The organism is Rhizobium sp. KNZ14-9A (assembly GCF_056755015.1).
On sequence record NZ_JBPGXB010000002.1, the window covers coordinates 2,145,271 to 2,165,812 of the forward strand.

Below are 20,542 nucleotides of genomic sequence, written 5' to 3' on the forward strand. Positions count from 1 at the left end.
GAGACCGGAGCGGCTCTTGTCTGGAAAAAGCGTTTCCGATCAGCGGCGCGGGCCGCGCGCCACACGTTCGATCTCTTCGCGCACGAGGCGTTCGACGAGCGTCGGCAGATTGTCGTCTAGCCATTCGCGCAGCATCGGCCGCAGCATGTCTTCGGCAATCTCATCCAGCGAGCGGCGCTCGGCTGCGCCATCGATGGCAGCGGCGAGCTCTTCGAAGGAACGGGCAACCTGCAGGCCGGTGTTCTGGGACAGAAGTGACGGCTGAAGGTCTTCCGCTACACGCAAAGGTGTAACTTCGGCAGGCTGGAAGGCCACCGGCTCGACGCGCTGTTCGACGACGGGAAGCATGGGTGCCTCCTCGACGAGCGCGGGCTGCGGAACCTCGGGCAGGCGCTGCTCGGCAAAGACCGGCGCAGGCTCGGGCGCATAGTGGGGGACGGGGGCAACGCGGGGAGCCGGAGCCGGCTCGACCGGGCGGGGGGTGGGCGCTTCGTGCGGCGCGTCATAAGCTGACTGCGGCTCGAATTGCGGCTGCGGTTCGCGGAACACCTGGGGCATATCACGCGGCATGTCACGGAGAACCTGGCCGGCCTGAACGGCACTGCGCTCGGAAGCGGCGCGGACGCGGGCTGCGACATCGGCAAGTGACATGGCGCGGGCCGGCATTTCCGGCTCAGGCGCAATACCGGCAGAATTTGCAGCGACGAAACGCGGATCGGGACGCAGCGCGGACGGCTCCGGGAACTCGACGCCGGCATAGGTATCGTCAACCGTCAGATGGATTTCGGAGTCGTTGTCCTCTTCCGCACCGTAAACGGGAGGAAGCGAGGCGGAAATCGCCTTTCCGGCGCCTGGCTCATTGCTTTCGATGATCTGGCGAATGGAGGCCAGGATCTCTTCCATGGACGGTTCACGCACTACACCTGGCTGAGCCATATCTATCCCCGTTATCCCTTAACAACGACCGGATGGCGTGGAGCATGCACCCGAATCACCATGACCTTAGAATACCCCAAAGGGGAAAAAAATCAGCGCGAATCAAACAAATGCAGCCATGCACAGTTTTGTTACCCAAGTGTAAGCGAAGTCTGTGAAGGCTTTTAAGACAGCCGAAACGAAAACGGGCGCCCATGGCGCCCGCTCAAAAAAATCGGCGGTAGAAACGCCTTAAAATACGAATTCATGAGCCTTGGCGAAACCGGGCAACGGCTTGACCGAAGCATTGAAGAAGACGTTCTCGGAAACAGCACCGCGCTCGCTGACGAAGACCTTCGCGCGCGCAGCATTGCCATACCCCTGCACGACAACGAGACGGCCGCCATCCTGCAGCTGGCCGAGAAGTGCCGCGGGAACTTCTTCAACCGAACCGTTGATGAAGATCAGATCGTAAGGAGCGCCAGCGGCATTGCCCTTCTCAAGCGGGCCAGTCGCCACCTGCACATTTGCATAGCCGGCGAGATTTGCTTTGGCTTCAGCCGCAAGGGTCTCGTCCGATTCGAGCGCCACAACGGAGCCCGCGATCAGCGACAGCAGCGCGGAGGCGTACCCCGTGCCGGCGCCGACTTCGAGAACGGCATCATCCTTGGTGATGGCTGCGAGTTGCAGCAGCTTGGCGAGCGGCGACGCCTCCATGAGGAAACGGCCCGGATTGCCAGCGGTTGCCGGAGCAATTTCGATATCATTGTCAATATAAGCCAGCACCTTCGCCTTCTCCGGCACGAACGCCTCGCGCGGAACGGTGAGGAAGGCCATCAGCACCGAATGCGAGGTAACGTCCGTGGTGCGGACCTGGTTGTCGACCATCTTTACGCGTGCTGCTTCGAAATCCATCATATCCTCTCGCCGATGAAAGCGGTTCTGTCTTCCGTCTCTTAATCTCCGGCACGAATGCTTTCAAGGCTTGCCGGAGACCCGTTTGAAGAATCCCGCAAGCCCCTCCCCGCATGCAACAGGCGAAAAACGATGGCTGCAACTTCTGCGTGGAGCAAATTGCGATTTCATGATACTGTTCTAACCGGAGGAAATGAGGAGGAGCTGCCCATGTCTGCCATTCTGGAGTATTTTACGCTGTTCGACCTTTTTATCGGCGCAGCGCTCGTCGGCATATTCTGCTGCGGGCTCTTGGACCGTGAGACGAACTGAACAGATCGTACTCTCCCAGTAAAAGTTTCCTGGCCGCTTGCTCGGCGCGCCGGAGAAATAGATTTCGGCGTCCAGTCGGATCAAGCCGGCACAGTCGATTGCGCCATTAACTCTATATCAACCATATTGTTGCGCCAACCGCGACTTTCGCTAGGTTGGCCGCATGCAAACATTCGCCATTCAATCGCCAGATATCGAAGCGCTTCACTACAATCCGGAAGCGCGGCTGCTGCTTGTGAAGTTCAAAAGCGGCGCCATCTGCAATTTCACACGTATCTCGGCGCAGGCATTGCAACGACTGCTCGGCCCAGATGTGCAGATAGAGAACCCAACGGCAGAGGACGATGCCGACTATCTGGCGAGCCTGCGCAGCGGCGGATTGCGGGCGCTTTATTTCCTCACCGGCATCAAGCCAGCCCAATTCGATTTCGCCCAGGCTCCCGGCATCTGGTGATGCGAGACTGCCGGATCGATACCGCGCCTCATTTATGAGGCGGATCAGATTTCTATGTCGGTGGAAATTTTGGAGGCCTCGCCCGGAATTGAACCGGGGTACAAGGATTTGCAGTCCTCTGCGTCACCACTCCGCCACGAGGCCTCACCTCTGACCGATATGTCGAAATATCGTGTGGTGGCGCGGATTTAGAATCATCCTAACGGAAGTGCAAGAGGCTTCATTCTGAATTCGGTCCTTTTTTCATTCTGAATAAGTGTTTCCAGAACGTTCCTCGATGGCGACTGGTCTGGGCATCCTTGTCATGCTGGCCATGACCTGTCCCCTCCCCAACTCGAAGCGCCAGCCCCCCGAAAAGTCTCGGAGAAGTTTTCCCGATCGTCGAATGATCGCAAAGCACCGGCGCTCCACAAATTATTTCACCTAACAGGTAAAATTGTTTCACGGTTCTGTTGATTCAAACTCGAAATGCCCTTATATATTTTGTTACCTCGGGGGTGGCCGCAACGGAGAAGACAAATGTTAACGGAACTCGGAAAGGAACTGCGCAAGCTTCGAATCGACAACGATGAAAAGATGATCGAGATGGCTGAGCGGTTGAATAAATCGCCTGCCTTTATCTCGGCGGTCGAGACCGGCAAAAAGTCTCCGCCTGCCGACATGGAGCAGTTGGTAATCCGCATCTATGGCCTGGCTGGTGAGGCTGCGCAGCGGATACGAATGGCGGCCGATCGATCAAGGAACGCTTTTGTACTGCAACCGCATAACGCACTAGGTCGGGACACCGCGGCCTTGATGGCGAGACGGATGAATAATCTCTCAACGACGGATTTGGAGGAGATCCATCAGATATTGGTAAGAGGAGCCAAAAAGGATGAGTAGTCAGAACTTCATTGTTCCGGCGCGGTCATGGGATGACATCCATTCTGTCGCGGAAAATGTGCGAGGCGCACTCGGCATTGCTCAGTTCGCATACGTTCCAGTGGTTGACGTACTGGAAAAGGTCATGGACCAACAGCTCGAACTCGTGCGCTTCGAAGTTGGATCAACTGAAGAGATGCGTGATAACGAGGGACTGGCAGATCCAAATGGCAGGTTCATCCAGATCAGAGAGGACGTGTATGAGAAAGCCGTCGCAGGCGACGGCCGAGCAAGATTTACAATCGCGCACGAACTCGGCCACTTCTTCCTCCACACGAGCATACCATTAGCTCGAAGCGAGAAGGGCGACGGCGTGCCGCCCTATCGAAAAAGCGAACCACAAGCCAATCAGTTCGCAGCTGAGTTTTTGATGCCGCGTAGTTTGATTCCTCCCGGAATGAGTAGGATCCAAATCGCAGCGAACCATGGAGTTTCTGACGAGGCAGCTCACCTACGAGTGCAATTCCTGCTGAGGGTGAGAGGTCAATAAAAAAGGAGATCTGGTAGCAGCCAAATCCCCTTCTTTAAAAAATTTCCGTCTCGGGCTTGCAAAGGGGCTAGCCGAACGGAAGCCTAAACACAAGCTGAGCTACGGAGTGTCGCAATTCCAAATAGTAGCCTCCAAAGCTTGTGTCAAGGTTAACAGCGCCCCTTAGGGACATGGCAGAATGGGCAGTAAGCTCCTTCCTCCGCCTCCCCCCGGCTCGAAGTACATCTTCCGGCCGTGGCGCACATGCCCGAAGACCGGCAAGGTCCTCTGGGCACGTAGCTTTGGTCTCAAGGCGTGGCCGATCTTGGTCACGGCTTAAATGGCTCCCGGATAGGCGGCGCGCGCCGCCTATCCGTTCCCGTATCGCTACTATAAAAGGACGCTCACAATGGCGACCGTTCTTCAAATCCTTGCGCTCAATCTCGTGAGCGTCACATTTGCAATCATCGCAGGCACCTTGTGCTTTAAGCAACGTGATGGGTGGGGATGGTTCCTCTTCGCCGCCCTGATTACCTTTGCCGGCAGGGCCGTTATTTCCGCCGCGGGCGCAGCTTGAATGATACTTCCAGAGTGACGCTGGTCGTTTCTCTGGAAGGTTTCAGTTGAACGAGCCCTGCAAAGCGGGCTGGCGGTCAGAGGAGGTCCTGGTCTCGCTCATCGAACTTGCCGATCATCGTGTGCTGACGATGGAAGCCAATGCCGAGGTCGATGCGGCCCTAAAGATCCTGAAGCGGAAGGGTTTGTTCTAGGAATCAGACTCCGCTTGACTCTCGAAACAATGAGAACATAATAAGAACACCTTGCAAGGTAAGTGGGCCGCGCGGTGTCCTCCTTGTTTCGACACCAACGAGTGCTGCGCGGCCCTCAATCGTTTTCGCAACATCATCCCAAAGAAACATATGAGACGTTTTGACGAGATCCGCCTGCCGAACAAGCAGGTCGTACGCTGGCGCTTTGTCGATCACGAAAACCGCTGGGAGATTGCGGCCTACCGCATTCCGTCAGGAAGCGAGCTTCTGATGTCTGTAACTGGCGAGCCGATCCAGCGATGGTCCGCAGGCGGCCCTAGCACCGATGAATTCAGCGAAGCTCTTGGGATGGTCGTGATGAGCGCTTCGCTCAGGGTCCAGAGCGATAGGCTCAATGGCCGCCGGAACCTTCATTGAAGGTCGCTACCACCCCCTCTACAAATGGCGCCGGACGCAGATCGACGAGAACGATCCGCCGAGCGATGACGACTGGATGGGGTGGGATGGAGACGTACCACTCGGTCGGATCACAAAACAGTTGCACGGCCTCCTGAAGGACCGTTGGATGTGGTCTGCTCATGGCCCTCTGACGAGGAGACGTCTATTGCCGCATCAGGGCTACGAAGCCGAAGGCCGAGAGGCCGTGCGGATGGTGGAAGAATACTACCACCGGCTAATGCGATATAACGGAATGCGGGGAAGTCGTGATGAGCAATGAAGGGCACAGCAGCGCGCCAGGCGCCAATGTGATTGTCGAGCACTATTGCGACCACGAAGGGTCCGACGGATCGAGATGCCCGAAATGGGGATGCTACGGCTTCGAGGAGAGTCAGACGATCACCCTCTGGTACTGCCGGGAGCATCAGCCGCTAAATTACCGGGGCTGGCCGCCGCATGGGGATCGGCGTGCTAAGACGTCATGAGATAACTCAAACCGCAGAGCAGAGACTGCGTGCGGGGCGTCGAGCGCGACCGAAGCGCATCCCGCGCAGACTCGCCCGTTAACTAAATTACTACGTTCCCAATTGAAGGCATCCCCGACTGGCGCTAGTCTTGGTTGTGTTTTGTTTAATTACACTTGGCTTCACCATGCTGGTTAGGTACACACCCAAGTTTAAGTGGCGCGAGACATGGCGCGGCGAAACTCGCCAAGATTTCATTGGCCTTGACGGTGACGAAGTGATCGGCCGCATCCAGCTGGACCAAACCACTCCGAACAGAACTGGCCTCTGGCGGTGGGACGTGGGTCCCTCGCCTTGGGGGGCTTTTAGGAAGCCACCGCAAGGTTGGGCTGAAACACGTCGTAAGGCGTCGCGGGCTGTCGAGAAGCACTATGAAAAATTGAAAAAACGCGCTGAAAATAAGTAGGAACTTTTCGCCGTGGGCTCGGTTAGGTAGGCGGATCGCGCGGCGAACCTGTCCCTCTGATGATCCCTTCTAAGCCCTGGGGTTCGTTTGCGCGGTCCACCAACCTGCATCTTGGAATGACTGAACAAATTGCGCCGACCGGGAATCCGGTAAGTATATAGCCGCTACCGGGTAGCCTATCAAATATTTACTGTCTCTTATTTAGCTATACATGATGCATCGTAACAGCAACGGGAAAAGTTGTGACGAAATCATGATTTTGCCCCACTTGAAAACCGGGAAGTCTGTCTCTAGCTCTTCTGCGTTATGGTCAATCGACTAGCGGAACATCATGCCGATTATTGAATCAGATCGAATATTGTTCGAACGGGTTTGGGCTGCAGGCGCCAAAGTGGTTAGGGAAAATCGCATCTCTGCGCTGATTGATGTGGCTCTTGATACCCCCACGTTGGAACAGTACCAGGACGCGCACGGCCAGCGGATGACCGACATGATCAAGGTCGTTCAGCTGGGGATCGCGCAACTTCGCGGCAGCGCGGACCTCGCCCAATCCGATGAGGCGCAGACGCCCGCTCCGCCCTCCCGCCGTTTCGCCAACAGTCGGAACTGATGCTAAGTGGCTACGTCCTATTGCTGACTTGCCCGAGTAACATGGGTTTCGTCATATTTCCTGCCGGCCCCAGTTTCCTGTCGGGCGCGCTCCCTGGCCGCCAGCCAGAAGATGCGGGGCCGGCACCATCGCTGGTCTGACAGCGCTTCTGAGTTAGCCTCCACTCTGGGCCGCGGAAAGCCGCTGGCGCTCCATCCGGTCAATCCGTTCTCTCAGGTCGAGCAAGATGTCCCTTGCGCCATAGACTGAACCCTGAGCCGTCTTGACCTCATCTATCTGGCGCTGCTGATCAATGAAACGTTGATCGTAACTTCCGAATACCCTGTCGAGTTCTTCACGCGGGACCTGAGCGTCACGCAGCTCCTTCACATTGGCGTCAGTCCTTGCGCGATCCTCTGCCGATCGGGTGGTCCTCCACTCGAGCTCGCTCTGCGTCACCATCTTGTCAGCCAGGATGCTGACAGACTGCTTCAGGTCGCCGGTCGCTTCGCGGATCGGGAGATATGCCAAACCGCCGAGCATGGCGGCGAACGTTAGCGCCACGCCCAACGCCTGCCACTGAGGCTTGTTTCGCTCGGCAAGATTGGTTGAAAGGGCGGCGATCGAGGCGCGGGTTTCGTTCGCGAGAGAGGTGACAGCGGTGTCGATGTTCTTGAAGCCGCTGCGCACCTCGGTCTCAAGATCCGTCTGCCGGCGCCCGAGATTAGTTACCCGCTCGCCAAGCTGCGCCGTGATGGCATCGGTGTAGGTCCGGTGGGCATCATTGTTGTTGCTCATGTCATCCGCCATCCTTGTTCTGCCCTGCCCTTTTCAATGCCTGCGATGCTATTTGGCGCCAAAGCGCCTTGGATTACTTTTGTAAGTTTCTGATGACGCGAGGTCGCCCGGAAGGGTTATTGACGGAACGAATCACCTGCGCATCTGTTGAGTCGCGAATCAGTAACGCGTGAGGTTTCGCGATGTACGCCGCGACTGGAGTTCCGATTAAGCCGGTGCTCGTGCACTTTGAAGACGAGCGAGATGACCGCCCCGCCTCCACGGTCGAAGATCTTATGGGCATGCTCATGAGCGACGGTTGGCCGAAACGACCGAACGACATTGTATGGGGCAAGGCCCTATCGTCCTGCATGAGCGCGATCACCACGCAAAGCGGGGGCACCAGGGCCCGCAGGGCTTTCGTCGAGGCCGCACACCTCGCACAGTTTCGTGTGCTGCCGGATGACGACCTGCCTAAGTCCCGTCGCAATGGTAGGCTTGGAACCGCCCGCGATGCTGAGCGATCGACACGGCTGTCTGCCGGTCATTCGCGATGAGGTAGCTGTTCGTCGATGGCTTTGGGTTGATCGCGACCAGGACGTCGCAAGGCTCAGCGACTTTCGCCGTCTGGCAGCTCGCACCCGCCAAGCATAGCGCAAAGGCCGGGATCATCAGCAGCAAGTGCTTTCGCATCGATATTCTTCCCATCTTTGAGGATTTTGACACGGTTGGCTTGGAGATCCGCATAGACGTCGGAACGTCCGCCTGAATAGCCAAAGCCATAACCGACAAGGAACGCGATCCCCGACGCAGCCAGTGCACCGAGGGCGAGCTTGAGGAGGGTTCCGATGGTCATGACGCCACCGGGATATCGAGGGCATCTTTGAGCCGGTCCTTCTTGCGCTTGGCGTACCAGCGATAGGCAAGACCGCCGATGGTGAGCACCGCGCCGGCAACGATCAGGCCGGCGACCACCTTGCCAATAAGCTCACTGGAATAGCTGAGCGGGGAAAGTTGGTCCTGCACCTGCTGGAGTGTCGCAGCAAGGGTGCCAGAACCGATACCGCCGCCGGTCGATGCGTCGGCCACCGCCAGAGCGGGCGCGGGTTTGGCGCTGGACAGGAAGGCCTTTGCCTCGCCGCCAGGCTTGTAGCTGATCTCTGGACCGACAGAGCCTGTTGCCCACGCCTGACCAACGGCCTTCACGTCACGGATACGGCTTAGCCAGCCCTTGCCGAAGGTCTTGAAGGTCTTCAGAGCTCGAAGGAACGCTTCACGGCGCTCGATGATGCGTGCGACCAACATATCGTTGTCGTTGACGCCGGCCGCCGCCAGGATCGTCCCCTGCCCGATGATGCCGTCGATTGCGCCCTGGTAGAGGCCCATGCCCTGAAGAGCGCGCTGAAGCCACTTGATGGACTGGGAAACGCCAGAGTTCACATTGCCGTCGAAGACGACATAGGAGACGCCGGGTGCCAGCTTGTCGAGCTTGGCGATATCCCAGTAACGCTTGCGGTAGATCGCCGCGACTTCCGCATCCGTGATCGTCCGGACGTCACGCGAAGGCTTTCCGTCCGCAGTCAGCCATTCGGTGAAGACACGCTGTGTCACGCCCTTCATTGTGGCGCCACCTGGATCGGCCAGGTGGTTGCTATAGCCACCTTCGTGCACCAGCACCTTGGCGAGTGAGCGCGAAAATTCATTTGCCGTGTCATAGACTGGCATTGGTGATGTCTCCGATTGTAGTTGATTTCAAGCTATGGGTGCATTGACACCGAGAAAGGTAAGAACCTAGTGTCCGTGCTCATCATGATAACGGACCGCATCACCCCGAGTGGGAGTGCTTTGTAGACTCCTAGCCGTTGATAAGCTTCAGAGCTTCCACGGCAATTAGGTCTGCCATGTAAGCATGACCTATTTCGTTAGGGTGAAGTGCATCGTTCATCAGTCCGTTGGCATTTGCCGTCTCGTATAGTCGTGAGAAGATGCTGCGACCGTCTGCAAGACCGCATCCATATTTGGCGGCGATACTAGCAACGGCCTCGGCGTATATTTCGTATGTTCCATCGAGGAATCTCGGGTCGTTCCCAGGTGGATCAATCACGAGGATACAGTTGCCCTTCGCGGTCGCCGCTGCAGCAAGCAATGCAAGGTTGGCCGTGAACGTTGAGACTGCCACTGACGTGACCAGATCATTGGTCATCGCATAGATCACGACGAGATCGGCGGCGAAGGCTGTAAGACCGAACAAGGGGGACCATGCACAGCTCTTATCGGAGAAAATTGATGTCGTCTGTCCACGTCCCCCCGCAACAGAGATCGCTATGTCCGGCTTCTCTGCAGGCAAGAACTCGACGCCATTGCAAAACGCCACCGCAACGCCAGAATGTTCTTGAATTTTCAGGGATGTCTTAGGGCCTCCCGCCGAGATCTGTGCGCTTGCTATGCCATTGGGTGCTGACTGGTTGATTGATCTGAAGAAGACATCGTCCAAATAGATCGCCACATCTCCAGACAAGCCGGGAGCGTTGGGGTACCAGAAGCGGGCTTCTTCGAAGGCAAACCCGGGCTGGTAAGCAAGGTAACCTTTTCCCGGCGTGGAGCCATCTTGCCATACATGCTTGCCCCCTAGAATCGTGTTCGAAACGTGGGAGATCCAACCTGTTCCAAACGTTACACGGCTGTCGAAGGCGTTTATGTTCACTCCGTCGATGCCGACGTTGTAGTCGCCCATCCATCCCGTGCGGGTTGCCTTCAGGCCGTAGCGGGCGAAGCTTTCAACCAACTTTTCGGATACCCCGTGAAGAGCAGCGTTAGCAGTCCCTCCGTATGATCCAGAGCCCTGGCCAGCAACGTGCGAGTGACCAACCATGAGCATCCGAGCCGATGGACCACCGGACGACGCTTCGCCAATTTTGCGGCCGAAGATGCTCCTGCACGGAACAAGCTGGCTGAGTTGCTGTCTGAGGACCGTCGGGCTCATGCCATCGATCGAAACGTCAATCTTCAAAGTGCTCATTAAGTTCCCTCATTTTTCGGGGGTACCACTCGCAATAGTGGAGCGCCGTGTTGCCCCGGTATTCGCCGTGGTGCTAAAGCTTGCGGACTTAAGGAGAGAAGGGGCTCATCCAGTGCTTGATCAGGCGTCGAAGACCAGCCGCATAACTATGGAAAGCAACAAGCTTGCGGGAATCCATGGCTTGCGGTTTCTGGCGGCCGCGATGGTCTTGATGTTCCATCTGAGAGACGTTGCCGGGAGCCAGCCTCCGGTTGGCTTCGATATCTATCTCGGCTCTGGTGTCCGATTGTTCTTCGTCATCAGTGCCTTTTCACTGATGTATTCGACAACCAAATACATTAGCCGGACAGACTGGATACGGGTATTCGCGCTCAAGCGATTCTTCCGCATCGCACCCTTGTTCTACGTCGTGGCTGCAGCCGAGGTGCTTTACGGACTGTCAGGCCCCACGCTTTCTGAGACAGTCCTAAGCACGTTCTTCGTTTTTAACTTCCTTCCCGACCAAATCGGAAGCTTCACGTGGGCCGGGTGGACGATCGGCGTCGAGATGATCTTCTACGCCATCATGCCGATGATTATAGGAACAGTTTTAGGCCTACGGTCAGCCACAGGATTCCTGCTGATCGCAATCCTGATAGGCTACGCGACGCTTACATCGCCGGTTCACCCCGCTATTCCTGCCCTCTTCATACTGATGACATTCCCGGGGCAAATTCAGTTTTTCGCGGCCGGTGTCTGCGCGTTCTTCATTTTCCTTTGGTTCATCGATCGAGAGCGACCTCTTCCGTCTTCTGCGACGTTCGCGATCGTCCTCACGCCCGTTCTGATCATCTGCACGTGGTCAATCATGACCCAGCGCCTGGAGATCCTGCCGTCATATACGGACAGGGAGCGTGATTACATTTCTTGCGTGATCGCTTTTGGAGCTCTTGTCGTCTGGCAGGCCCTTCGCCCTAGCAAGGTTTTCTCTAACCGCTTCGTCGTCTATTGGGGCGAACGCAGTTACAGTATCTACTTGCTGCACGGTCCAATTTTGATTGCCGGGGCACCATTGTGGCGATTACTCGATCGTGAGCTGGGGACCGCGCTCGGCTATATCGCAACCGGCGCAGTCTCACTTTCTATGGTCCTCGTCGCATCATGGGCGACTTACCGCTTCATCGAGGCACCTGGCATGCGCCTGGGTGCAAGACTTTACGGGAATTCGTCAGAGAGACGGTCGCTCGATGAGCGGCAATCAGGCGTATTGGCCGCCGGTGTTGACAGTGCCTGCACTCGACCCGGGGAAGAAGGTCGCTCCTCCACCCGCACTGTTGATCACACCGTTAAGGGTCGCAATATACCGAGCGCCTGTAGCTGACCCCGATATTGTGAACGTGCTGATCGCCGTGATGGTCGAGCACATGGAGGCAGCGGCGAACGCGCCCGCGAACGCGGGGCCGCTAGAAACAGTAATGTTCGCACTAATTGTGATAAGACCATTCGCCTGCGCAAAGAGAGCATATTGCTGGCTCCCCTGAATTATGCACCCCGACAGGATGTTAACCGATGCACCTGCCCCTGCCAGGATCAACGCCCCAGAGCCAGCAATGGTGCTTTGAAGCGATACGTTCTGCAATGCGAGCGTCGCTCCTCCGCCGGATGCGGCCACGTTGCTGTTATTCGTCCCGGTATTTTGGACAGTAACGCCGTTCAGCTGTAGCGCGCCTCCAATGGATGCAACCAGTCCAGATCCCCCGCCAGCAGGACCAGCGCCGGATATGACATAGCTCCCCTGTGCTGCCGGATCACCTCTAACGACGACAGTAGCCATGCCGCAATTTAGGCCGCCAGGCGCAGCATAAGTACCGGTGTTTCCTAGTTGGATAGTTAGTGTTTGCCCGACTAGAAAAGACGTAGACAGTCCGTATTGCACCGCAGCGGCAATGGTCGCGAAAGCGCTTCCAGCGTTGTTGGCCGAGCCATCGTTCGCATCGTTGCCGTCGGTGCGCACATAGAGAGTTTTCCCAGTAGACACTCTTGGGACTTCGCTGTTTGCAAACGATAGCAGTCGCCAAGCGGCCCCGTTGTAAACCAGCTCGACGATAGTACCGGCTAACAGGTCCGCGTTCTTCAGGGCACTCCCGCCACGGGTCTGAATAGCCGCCGCCCCAAGACCATTCGGGTTAAAGGTGGCGGCACCGGTGTTTGTAGTGGATATTTTCACGCGCACGATCATGCCATCAACAAGAGCAGATGGGAGCGGCGAGAGAGTTGCCGTAATCGCGTTGGCCGTACCACCGGCAACAGCATAGTTCAACTTCTGAGACTGGATGGCACGAGCCAGATCAAGCAGTGCGTCGGTATCCGGCGTGATGCCAGCGCTCAGCAGCACATTCCAGATGTTGCCGATCGGCCAACCAGCCGTCCAATTGAAGAGTTCCTGGTCCGCCGGCCCGCACGGGTACCCGCTTTCCAGTTCCGATGCGAGCGGCGCGCGCGTGTTGTCATCGAGGCTATTCCAGGGAACAACACCGTTAGTGTAAAAAGGCATGTCATGAACCTCGCTTTAAGCGCAGTTGTAAGGGTCAAATTCCTGAGGGCAGAACCAGATAGAGCCTTCGCAGAGACCGCCCCATCCGGCCCCGAAACCGAAGATTTTCCCGACATCCCGGGAGATGTAAGGAGTGATGCCCGGCGCCAACGGCAGAACGCGAAACGCCACCGGTAGCTGGATTTCTTCGAGGGGCGTCAGCGCTCGACCTGGCTGGATGGCAACGCGAGCGCCTCCCATGCTGGTGACGGTGACATCGTCACCCCAGATATGCTCTGCCGCCGCCTGCAGGCTATCAATGTCCCAGAGCTGACGGGCCTGGTATCGCCTCGCGAGCAGGTAACGGCGATAGGTCTCGTCATCATCAAGGCAGATGTCGCCATCGCCCGCTTCCTGGCATCCTGCCCAGACACCGTCTTCGCAAAGTCCGACAATGGAGACGTTTGGGTTCGGTGGACCGCAGTCGAAGCCGAACACGGGAACAGGAACGCAAATGCAGTGGCAGCGCGGCCAGCCTAGCCGCTTGCCGATCAGCGTCAGTTGGTCCCCGACAGCCGTCAGGATGTCGAACTCGCTCGGCATCTCGCAGGAAGCGACGATGATGTCTGCAAGATCTTCCAGATCGTGGCGGATGATGCGTAAAAGGTTAGGGCTCTCGCGGTATTGCGTCAGGATGCGGTCGATCCGCTCCTCGACGATTGCAGCCTTATCTGGGCATTCCATGTTCAGACCGCCGTGATTGCTATATTGGCCAAGGTGATGGTGGCCATCTCATCGAAGCCTATGGCGATCGGCAGCGGCGCAGCAGCAGATCCTACGCGATTGCCAGTCGCTGCGGTCACCTCGACGTTCGGATAGACACAGGAGATGACCGTGCGAATTAGGTGCAACGTGATGTCCTGACCATTCGCAGGGCGATTTTGCCCTGTCAGGCCGGCGAAAAGCGTCTGCGCTAGGGCTGCGTTCGAAGGCGGCGGGCAGCCGGCATTGTCATTGGTCTTCGAGACCGTGACGTTAAGAAAGATCTGTACCTGACTTGGTCTCATGATCTGCATGGAGCGGCAGAAACCTTCGATTTCCGTCGATACCATCGTGTTTCCATATGTCGAGATACCCGGAACGACATATTGCCGAGCGACCAGGGCGATATCCTCGTCACTGCCGCCCAGCGCGACGACGGACACGCTATGAGCCGCCAGCCCGTTCGCATCGGTGGCGCCCGTGTCGTTGCTGTAGATCTTTGCCCATGTCACACCGTCTATGTTGATGACGGCACGGTAGAAGTCCGCATCCCGTGTGTTTGGCACACCCAGATTCGTAATCGCCTGACGAAGCGACGTGTCGTTTTCCCCTGGCGCTCTGGTGATGAGACGCAAGCGAGCCAAGATGTCGAGACGTGTCGCCTCCGCCTGGTCCGGATCGTAGCTCTGATAGATGTCCTCGAACATTTCCCACGCCGCGGCGAGGAGATCGGCGCGCAGCCCGTTCAACTGCCCCATGGGCGACTGTGACGTTTGAATAAGACCTGGGCCGAATATGCCGATGTTAGACTGCTCGATCTCGCCCAGGATGACCGACAGCGGCTTGCGGGAAAAGCCAGAGACGACGACGCCATAATCAGTCATCAGACGGAAACCTCTTCATCAAAAATCGTGCCGACGTCGACCGAGCGGATGATCAACCCTCGGGTGGCCTTGTCGAAGGAAACAGAGAACGATGTGATTTCGGTCACGCCATCGGTGTTCAGGATCTCCGCCTTGACGACGGATTCGCCGAGCGCAGGGTCGTACGCCTTGCCAAGGATCTGATTGAGCCATGGAACGCCGGCCGTGGTGTCCAGAAACCATTCGCCTTGGAATGTCGAAAGGCGTTGGCGCACGTGCTGGCCGACGGCTAAAGGATCGGTCGCCAAAGCGAGATTGCCGTCGCCGGCCAAGTACAGGTCATTAGTGGCCTGATCGATCGCCAGGCCAACGCGGGCAAAGGTCATATCTGCATGGCCCTCAGTTTCGATGCGATTTCGGCCAGCTCATCGCCGATCTGGCCATAGCGAACGCGGTGGTCGAGATCTTCGGTACTGAGCAGGGAGAATCCTTCCGATGCCAATTCGACGTGCTGGATGAGAAGATCGAAGATGCTTCCCTCACTCCCCATCAGCTCGAACTTGCCGTCGGGAGAACCCTTGAGGCCGAAGTCGCCGGCTGGATCGAAACGGATGTGCGTGTTCTCGGGGTCGACGTTCTGGAGCGGATCCGAAACACTGTTCCCGCCCGAGATTGTTGCCCGCATGTCTGCCAGATGAAACGACCGGCCATCGAAAGGCGCCCCGTCATCGTCAGCATCGTAGTTATCCATGCTCCGCATCATCGGAGATAGCTTCACCTTCGTCCCTGCCGGTATTGGAAAGGTGATCGCCGCACTGCCCGTGCGTGGCAGATCGACAGGGACTTCGAACAGTTGCGGCATATCGACCGGCTCGCCATTGTGGACAGGCTTGTAGAGCGGCTGCACGGTAGCGGTTTGGCTGTCCGGATCGTATGAGACGATCTCGCCCGGTATCGGCCCCCACATCGCCTCCCTCTCGCTCTGCGCCTGCTGGCCGGTAATGTCCCGCTGCTGGTTGGTGCGTTTGCCAAGATAGCCGACCATCAGCGTTTAATCCCCTCATCGACTTTGCCGCCCTTCACCGCCTCACCTGTGATGTCGACTTTGAACTCGCCATCCATGTTGTTGCCGGAGTAGCTGACGCCGGTCACCCGATACATTCCGTCATCGCCATTCATTTCGAGCGTTTCGCTTTTCAACTGGACGCGGCGGTTCGGCCGGATCTCAGGATTGAGGAGAGCAGCCACCCTCACCCCATTATCGGTGATCGCGGGCGTCCCGATCATTCCCGTCTCCGGAGTGATCAGCACCACGCCACCGATGAACCCGTCGCCAGGCACGATTTCCAGGGTTTCGTTCTGCGTGGACCAGTAAAACCCATTCCCGCGCCCGATCGTGTCGAGTTCCCGCGAGCAGGATCCGCAGACCGCATAGGGCCGCTTGAACTTCTTGTTCTCGACGTCGTCGGGGAATTTCCACTCGCCGCGGCTGACGCCTTCCTTTTCCAACTGCTTGGCGATGTCGTCGACCACGTCCTTGACCGGGGTCCCTTTTGGATAGCTCTTGGAAATGGTCGCCCGCCGGAGGGCCTTCGATCCATCACCGCACGAGATGATCGTCATGATGTTCGGACCTTCCCGGCGATGTTCGACGTCTCGCACGGCTCCTTTGAATATGATTCCGACGTTCCCTTCTCCCTCGGGCGGGATGTAACCAGCCTCGAGCGTGATGTTATCGAACTCCTTGCCGACGCTGTTGCGGTGGCTTTCCGAGAGATTGAAGATCGTGATCTCTGCCGAGTTCGGAGAAGACGAGGTGTCCTTGTCGATGTTGAACTCGATGCGGATATCATGCGGGTTGATGCCGCCTGGATTGATCACGAGGCCGCCATTGAAGGTGGCTCGCACTTTTCTGAGGTACTGGCGCATCAGGCGGACGCAGCCTCCACTTCAGCGTCAGACGCCTGGATGAGGAGAACAGTCCCGGATGGCAGCGCCGCGCGGTCAGGGACCGCGCCAGGCGTCACAGCTACCGCGAAGATCGCTCCTAGCCCGAGATTGAAGGGCTTCAGCAAGTCCACGCCTGTCACGACGCGGCGACCGGTCAAAACCGGAAGGTTGTCGATCGAGAGATCGAAGCTCCACCGGTCCATGGTCGTGTTGTAGCGTAGACGGATGGTCACGCGACGGCCGTTAATGATCGTTCCGAACTGCTGGTCGGCATAGTCGACGACGTTGAAGACGTTCATTGCGCGCCTATCCCGGTTATGCCGCTCAAGATCGACTGGTTTGCCGGAGCCGTGGTCACGCCTGCATCGCCTCGTTGCACCGTGCCGGTTGATCGGTCGGCGGTCGCCGCATCGCCCGAGCGCTCGGCTGCCGGCGGCGCGGCTCTCGTGCTTTTTGTCCCGCCCGCCTTGCCGCGCTGCCCTGTATTGTCACCATCGGGTGACGCTGCATAGGAAGTGCTTACGATGATCACCTCTTGCAGGTCGCATCGGCAGCGAAGGATACGGGATGAGCCCGCATCGCGATCGGCATCAATCCGCTTGATCAGCATGCTGTTGTAGATCGTCAGACCGGTCACCAAGGAGAATGGAACACGGCTTTCCTGAAAGGCGACCAGCGCTGCATATGTTGCCGCCGCCCCATAGTCCGCCACATCAAGCGTGATCCGCTTCGGCACGATGATCGCATGGTCAGTGATCTTCGCGCCGGTCTCGATCGGGATCTCGGTGATGTCGAGCTCGGAGCTATGGCGCTCGGAGAGGACACAGTCGATGGCGACCGGGCCAATGGCGCTTGAGAAGGCGATGACAGACATCAGAATGCATCATCCTTCTCGAAGCGTGAGGCACGGGCTGCGCCCTGCCCCACAGCATTGCCGACGGCGGCTCCGACTGCAGCGCCGGCACCGGCTACACCGTTGACCTGCACTCCGCCTACGTTGACCTGAACCGACTGGTTCCGGTTGTCCTGCTTATTGTCATTGACGACGGCGTTAGCGGGAGCGCCGCCGCCCATCTTCGCCGCGTTGCCTTCGGCGTTCTGCATCATGAGCTTCCAGTCCAAGGCGTCCTTGGTCATGGAATCTTCCAGATTCGGCGGGCGCGGCTGATCGACGACCGCAGCGCCCTTCATGTAGATGCCGCCCATACCCTCGACATATCCTGGCTTGGATTTGGGATTGTCGGCCGCCGTGATGCCCTCGATCTTCTTGTCGAGGTTCGCTTTCACAAAGCCGAGATAGTCGAGACCTGCCTTCGCCGCGGCGAAGGCAGCAGCGAAGGCTAGGAGCGAGGCTGTCAAAGGGGTTATGGCCGCAGTCATAAGGCCGATCGACGACGCTGCTGCTGCAAGCGCCACTCCTCCCGAAAGGGTGGCGATGATGGTGCTCAGGGTATCGGTGTCGATCCCCGTTAGCTTCGACAGAGCATCCGCGAATTTGCCGATTATGCTATCGCCGCCCTCCATCCACGACAGGATGTCCTCAAGGACCAGGAGACCAGTGAGGAACGGGAACTTCACCGCGGCGATCAGCCCGAGACCGACGGCTATAGCCTTGAACAGGTCCGGGTTGACCGAAACCCACTGCGACAGGAACTCGAAATGCCGGCGCAAGCGATCCACGAGGAACACTGCCGCGTTGACACCGGTCTCCAGAGCGGACCCGAGCGCCTTGGCGAACTTTTCGAGAGTGCCATTCGAGCTCAACTCGCCCATGAAGTCGAGAAGCCGCCCAAGCTGCCGCTTTACCGCATCGAAGAAACCGGCATCACCGACCTTCCGAAGAAAGCCGGTCCATGCGTCCCCGAGGTTCGACACCATGCCGTTCCAGGTCTTGGACTGCCTCAGCATCGCGCCGTTGAAGCGGTCTGCGAAGTTGTCCTTCAGGAACTGGATAATTTCGGCGCTGTTCTTTTTGACCGTCTTCGACAGCGTCTTGCTGTTTTTCGTCCAGTTGAACGTCACCTTGTCGCCAGCAACCTGCGTCGTGATCCCGAACTCCTTCAGACGTTCGAACTCACCGGTTGCTGCGTCTGCGATAGCCTCGACGCCCTGCATCAGGGTTTTGCCCATTGCGCTCGACGCATCGCCGACAGCTTCAAGAGCCCCAGTTGTTGGGTCGATACCGTACGATTTCAGACGGACGAAAGCCTCGGTGACCTCCCCGACCTCGTAAGGCGTCTTGGCACCGAAGGTTGAAACCCAATCCAAGGCTTTCTGCGCCTTCTCGGCGCTGCCCTCGATCGTTTCCAAGGTCGCAGCATAGCTTTCGAACTGTGCGGACGTGGTGATGACCGACTTGCCCAGAGCCGCCAATGCGCCGGCGGCCGCAGTCGCTGCGGCCGCAGCAAAGAGCGTGATCCGCTTCGCAGTCTGATCGATCGACTGCTGAAACTTCTTCAGCTCGCCCTCACCCCTGGTTTCGTAACCGAGGATGGCGATAAGTTCATCAACGATCATAGATTGAAATCCGATTGAAACAGGGCCACATTCCAAGCCTCAACGGAGAGGTTTTGGATGCGCGTGGCATTGACAATGGTCTTGACGATGGCGGCAGGTGCTGCATTGGCGCAGACGCTCAACACCAGGGATTTCATGACCGCGAATGAGGTCGGGCAAATCATCGGCGCTGCTGATCTTTGCGGCTATAAGCTCGACGACGCAAAGACCGCGGCGTTCATGGAGACGACCGTGGCAAACCTCGACGACGCTTCTCGCATGCACTTCAACAACGTCCGATCTGTTCAGGGCCAAGTGTTCAAGACCATGAGCGAGACCGAGAAGAAGGCCCAATGCGCACTGCAGGCGAAGCTCGCCCAGAAATACGGGATCACTCCTTAACCGCCGCCTCTGCCATCGCCGCCTTCAGATCGAGAGCCTCATGAGCGTCCATGACGTCCGTCAGGGTCACCCACATTTGCAGATCTCTCATTGAGTAGATTGGCGGCTCCGACAGTATAGGCCGCCAAAGCCACATGTTGAGATTGGGCGCTACCCTGCCGATCTCGCGCTCGCTTAGGCCCTTGCCGTCATCGCGCGGGTTCCATTCGCCAGGGCGCCGGAGAAAAAATCTCCAAACTGCTCCTTCAGAACGAACACCGCGACTGGGATAAGATCACCCAACCGGCCGACGAAGTCGCCATCCATGTCGACCGGATCGTAAGCCCCCGATGGGCGCTTTATTCTGGCGATCTCGACGATGTCCTTGACCAGAGCGGCGAACTCTTCCGGAGCGATGGCCTCGAAGATGCCAGTGATCGCCAGCAACGCCTCGGTATCCGCCACTGCGCGCTCCTCGACCGATGCTCCTTCCCTGCGAGAGGCAAGGATGGCCGGCAGCTTGGAGGCAAGCGGGCCCGCCGCTCGCATGAGACGGGCCTGCAGGATGAGAGCTTTGGTGGCGAGCAGCTGATCGACCTTATACTCGACGCCGTTGATCTTCTTCTCAGCCATTGTTCGGGATCTCCGCGTTCCAATCGCCAGTCCAGAGCACCCACTCACGGACGACGGCGTTTTTGCCCTTGGAGTCCGCAGGCGGCGTCATGATGAAGACACGATCCGAAGAACCGCCTTCGTTCGTTCCGCTGTCGATAAACGAGAAGGGGAACGCTGCAGCCGTCGAGCCCAGAGCTTTTTGACGCTTCAGCTTCTGGTGAAGCAGCCGATGGGTCGGGCTGGTATGCTGCAACTTCACGCTGATCTGTGCCGAGTTATCGGCAGAGATCGAGAAGATGCTCGATCCGTCGGCACCGACGAGACCGGAGCCTGCATCGGCGCCCTGAGTGACCACGATCGCGTCGTCACCATCCCAAAGTCCTTGCACCTTCTGCCCGTCGAGCGTGGCAGAGACGTTCACAAAGCTATACGCGGTTGAAGTTCCCATGTGTCA

The 20,542-nt window shown here is 57.9% G+C and carries 26 protein-coding genes and 1 tRNA gene; 10 read left to right on the forward strand and 17 right to left on the reverse strand.

All coding sequences use genetic code 11. From position 1 onward, the window contains the following. Positions 1-39 precede the first annotated feature (39 nt). Complete coding sequence (locus ACR9ZQ_RS17145) at positions 40-936, reverse strand: PopZ family protein (RefSeq protein WP_481428358.1); 897 nt, start codon at positions 934-936, stop codon at positions 40-42. A 231-nt stretch (positions 937-1,167) separates the two neighbouring features. Further along, complete coding sequence (locus ACR9ZQ_RS17150) at positions 1,168-1,833, reverse strand: protein-L-isoaspartate O-methyltransferase family protein (RefSeq protein WP_310383119.1); 666 nt, start codon at positions 1,831-1,833, stop codon at positions 1,168-1,170. 472 nt (positions 1,834-2,305) lie between these two features. On the opposite strand from ACR9ZQ_RS17150, the gene ACR9ZQ_RS17155 reads away from it, so the two are divergent. Next, positions 2,306-2,596, forward strand: a complete 291-nt coding sequence (locus ACR9ZQ_RS17155) for a hypothetical protein (protein ID WP_113324027.1) — start codon at positions 2,306-2,308, stop codon at positions 2,594-2,596. Between the two features lie 70 nt (positions 2,597-2,666). Here the strand turns inward: ACR9ZQ_RS17155 and ACR9ZQ_RS17160 are convergent. Next, positions 2,667-2,740, reverse strand: a tRNA-Cys gene (locus ACR9ZQ_RS17160). Positions 2,741-3,115: 375 nt separating this feature from the next. Between ACR9ZQ_RS17160 and ACR9ZQ_RS17165 the strand changes: the two genes are divergently transcribed. The 6 genes from ACR9ZQ_RS17165 to ACR9ZQ_RS17190 all read left to right on the forward strand — a co-directional run bounded on the left by ACR9ZQ_RS17165 (position 3,116) and on the right by ACR9ZQ_RS17190 (position 6,734). Next, positions 3,116-3,478 carry a helix-turn-helix domain-containing protein gene (locus ACR9ZQ_RS17165; RefSeq protein ID WP_481428359.1) on the forward strand — a complete coding sequence of 121 codons (363 nt, stop codon included), beginning with the start codon at positions 3,116-3,118 and terminating at the stop codon, positions 3,476-3,478. Further along, on the forward strand, positions 3,471-4,007 hold the full coding sequence (locus ACR9ZQ_RS17170) for an ImmA/IrrE family metallo-endopeptidase (RefSeq protein WP_481428360.1): 537 nt from the start codon (positions 3,471-3,473) through the stop codon (positions 4,005-4,007). Before ACR9ZQ_RS17165 ends, ACR9ZQ_RS17170 begins: the two co-directional genes overlap by 8 nt. Before the next feature lie 388 nt (positions 4,008-4,395). After that, complete coding sequence (locus ACR9ZQ_RS17175; protein WP_481428361.1) at positions 4,396-4,563, forward strand: hypothetical protein; 168 nt, start codon at positions 4,396-4,398, stop codon at positions 4,561-4,563. Between the two features lie 46 nt (positions 4,564-4,609). Then, positions 4,610-4,756, forward strand: coding sequence for a hypothetical protein (locus ACR9ZQ_RS17180; RefSeq protein WP_481428362.1), 147 nt, complete (start codon positions 4,610-4,612; stop codon positions 4,754-4,756). A 150-nt stretch (positions 4,757-4,906) separates the two neighbouring features. After that, the gene (locus ACR9ZQ_RS17185) at positions 4,907-5,173 is read left to right on the forward strand and encodes a hypothetical protein (RefSeq protein ID WP_481428363.1); all 267 of its coding nucleotides are present in this window, start codon (positions 4,907-4,909) and stop codon (positions 5,171-5,173) included. A 1,282-nt stretch (positions 5,174-6,455) separates the two neighbouring features. Then, positions 6,456-6,734, forward strand: coding sequence for a hypothetical protein (locus ACR9ZQ_RS17190; protein WP_025669283.1), 279 nt, complete (start codon positions 6,456-6,458; stop codon positions 6,732-6,734). 153 nt (positions 6,735-6,887) lie between these two features. Here ACR9ZQ_RS17190 and ACR9ZQ_RS17195 read toward each other — a convergent pair whose 3' ends face one another. Continuing rightward, positions 6,888-7,511 carry a hypothetical protein gene (locus tag ACR9ZQ_RS17195; protein WP_477821000.1) on the reverse strand — a complete coding sequence of 208 codons (624 nt, stop codon included), beginning with the start codon at positions 7,509-7,511 and terminating at the stop codon, positions 6,888-6,890. Between the two features lie 182 nt (positions 7,512-7,693). Between ACR9ZQ_RS17195 and ACR9ZQ_RS17200 the strand changes: the two genes are divergently transcribed. Beyond that, complete coding sequence (locus ACR9ZQ_RS17200; protein ID WP_113324032.1) at positions 7,694-8,047, forward strand: DUF982 domain-containing protein; 354 nt, start codon at positions 7,694-7,696, stop codon at positions 8,045-8,047. A 53-nt stretch (positions 8,048-8,100) separates the two neighbouring features. On the opposite strand, the gene ACR9ZQ_RS17205 is transcribed toward ACR9ZQ_RS17200, so the two are convergent. The 3 genes from ACR9ZQ_RS17205 to ACR9ZQ_RS17215 form a co-directional block, all read right to left on the reverse strand. Further along, positions 8,101-8,346 carry a hypothetical protein gene (locus tag ACR9ZQ_RS17205; protein ID WP_481428364.1) on the reverse strand — a complete coding sequence of 82 codons (246 nt, stop codon included), beginning with the start codon at positions 8,344-8,346 and terminating at the stop codon, positions 8,101-8,103. After that, complete coding sequence (locus ACR9ZQ_RS17210; protein ID WP_481428365.1) at positions 8,343-9,215, reverse strand: glycoside hydrolase family 108 protein; 873 nt, start codon at positions 9,213-9,215, stop codon at positions 8,343-8,345. Before ACR9ZQ_RS17210 ends, ACR9ZQ_RS17205 begins: the two co-directional genes overlap by 4 nt. Positions 9,216-9,345: 130 nt before the next feature. Next, on the reverse strand, positions 9,346-10,509 hold the full coding sequence (locus ACR9ZQ_RS17215) for an SGNH/GDSL hydrolase family protein (protein WP_481428366.1): 1,164 nt from the start codon (positions 10,507-10,509) through the stop codon (positions 9,346-9,348). Between ACR9ZQ_RS17215 and ACR9ZQ_RS17220 the strand changes: the two genes are divergently transcribed. After that, on the forward strand, positions 10,472-11,869 hold the full coding sequence (locus ACR9ZQ_RS17220) for an acyltransferase family protein (RefSeq protein ID WP_481428367.1): 1,398 nt from the start codon (positions 10,472-10,474) through the stop codon (positions 11,867-11,869). The genes ACR9ZQ_RS17215 and ACR9ZQ_RS17220 overlap by 38 nt on opposite strands. Positions 11,870-13,057: 1,188 nt before the next feature. Here the strand turns inward: ACR9ZQ_RS17220 and ACR9ZQ_RS17225 are convergent. The 8 genes from ACR9ZQ_RS17225 to ACR9ZQ_RS17260 are packed head-to-tail and all read right to left on the reverse strand — an operon-like array spanning position 13,058 to position 19,113. After that, positions 13,058-13,765 carry a baseplate wedge 1 family protein gene (locus tag ACR9ZQ_RS17225; protein WP_481428368.1) on the reverse strand — a complete coding sequence of 236 codons (708 nt, stop codon included), beginning with the start codon at positions 13,763-13,765 and terminating at the stop codon, positions 13,058-13,060. 2 nt (positions 13,766-13,767) lie between these two features. Beyond that, complete coding sequence (locus ACR9ZQ_RS17230) at positions 13,768-14,667, reverse strand: hypothetical protein (protein WP_481428369.1); 900 nt, start codon at positions 14,665-14,667, stop codon at positions 13,768-13,770. Beyond that, the gene (locus ACR9ZQ_RS17235; RefSeq protein ID WP_481428370.1) at positions 14,667-15,032 is read right to left on the reverse strand and encodes a contractile injection system sheath initiator; all 366 of its coding nucleotides are present in this window, start codon (positions 15,030-15,032) and stop codon (positions 14,667-14,669) included. The genes ACR9ZQ_RS17230 and ACR9ZQ_RS17235 overlap by 1 nt, the downstream gene beginning before the upstream one ends. Beyond that, positions 15,029-15,691, reverse strand: coding sequence for a Gp138 family membrane-puncturing spike protein (locus ACR9ZQ_RS17240; RefSeq protein WP_481428371.1), 663 nt, complete (start codon positions 15,689-15,691; stop codon positions 15,029-15,031). The genes ACR9ZQ_RS17235 and ACR9ZQ_RS17240 overlap by 4 nt, the downstream gene beginning before the upstream one ends. Continuing rightward, positions 15,691-16,575 (reverse strand): phage protein, encoded by an 885-nt coding sequence (locus ACR9ZQ_RS17245; protein WP_481428372.1) that lies wholly within the window; start codon positions 16,573-16,575, stop codon positions 15,691-15,693. Before ACR9ZQ_RS17245 ends, ACR9ZQ_RS17240 begins: the two co-directional genes overlap by 1 nt. Then, positions 16,575-16,895 carry a phage baseplate plug family protein gene (locus ACR9ZQ_RS17250; protein WP_481428373.1) on the reverse strand — a complete coding sequence of 107 codons (321 nt, stop codon included), beginning with the start codon at positions 16,893-16,895 and terminating at the stop codon, positions 16,575-16,577. Before ACR9ZQ_RS17250 ends, ACR9ZQ_RS17245 begins: the two co-directional genes overlap by 1 nt. Then, on the reverse strand, positions 16,892-17,470 hold the full coding sequence (locus ACR9ZQ_RS17255) for a phage baseplate protein (protein ID WP_481428374.1): 579 nt from the start codon (positions 17,468-17,470) through the stop codon (positions 16,892-16,894). Before ACR9ZQ_RS17255 ends, ACR9ZQ_RS17250 begins: the two co-directional genes overlap by 4 nt. Continuing rightward, complete coding sequence (locus tag ACR9ZQ_RS17260; RefSeq protein ID WP_481428375.1) at positions 17,470-19,113, reverse strand: tape measure protein; 1,644 nt, start codon at positions 19,111-19,113, stop codon at positions 17,470-17,472. The genes ACR9ZQ_RS17255 and ACR9ZQ_RS17260 overlap by 1 nt, the downstream gene beginning before the upstream one ends. Before the next feature lie 57 nt (positions 19,114-19,170). Between ACR9ZQ_RS17260 and ACR9ZQ_RS17265 the strand changes: the two genes are divergently transcribed. Beyond that, a complete protein-coding gene (locus tag ACR9ZQ_RS17265; RefSeq protein WP_481428376.1) occupies positions 19,171-19,494 on the forward strand; it encodes a hypothetical protein in 324 nt (107 codons plus the stop codon). 174 nt (positions 19,495-19,668) lie between these two features. On the opposite strand, the gene ACR9ZQ_RS17270 is transcribed toward ACR9ZQ_RS17265, so the two are convergent. Both ACR9ZQ_RS17270 and ACR9ZQ_RS17275 read right to left on the reverse strand, forming a co-directional pair. Next, entirely contained in the window at positions 19,669-20,106 is a 438-nt protein-coding gene (locus ACR9ZQ_RS17270; RefSeq protein WP_481428377.1) for a phage tail assembly chaperone, read from the reverse strand. Further along, entirely contained in the window at positions 20,099-20,536 is a 438-nt protein-coding gene (locus tag ACR9ZQ_RS17275) for a phage structural protein (RefSeq protein WP_481428378.1), read from the reverse strand. The genes ACR9ZQ_RS17270 and ACR9ZQ_RS17275 overlap by 8 nt, the downstream gene beginning before the upstream one ends. Positions 20,537-20,542 lie beyond the last annotated feature (6 nt).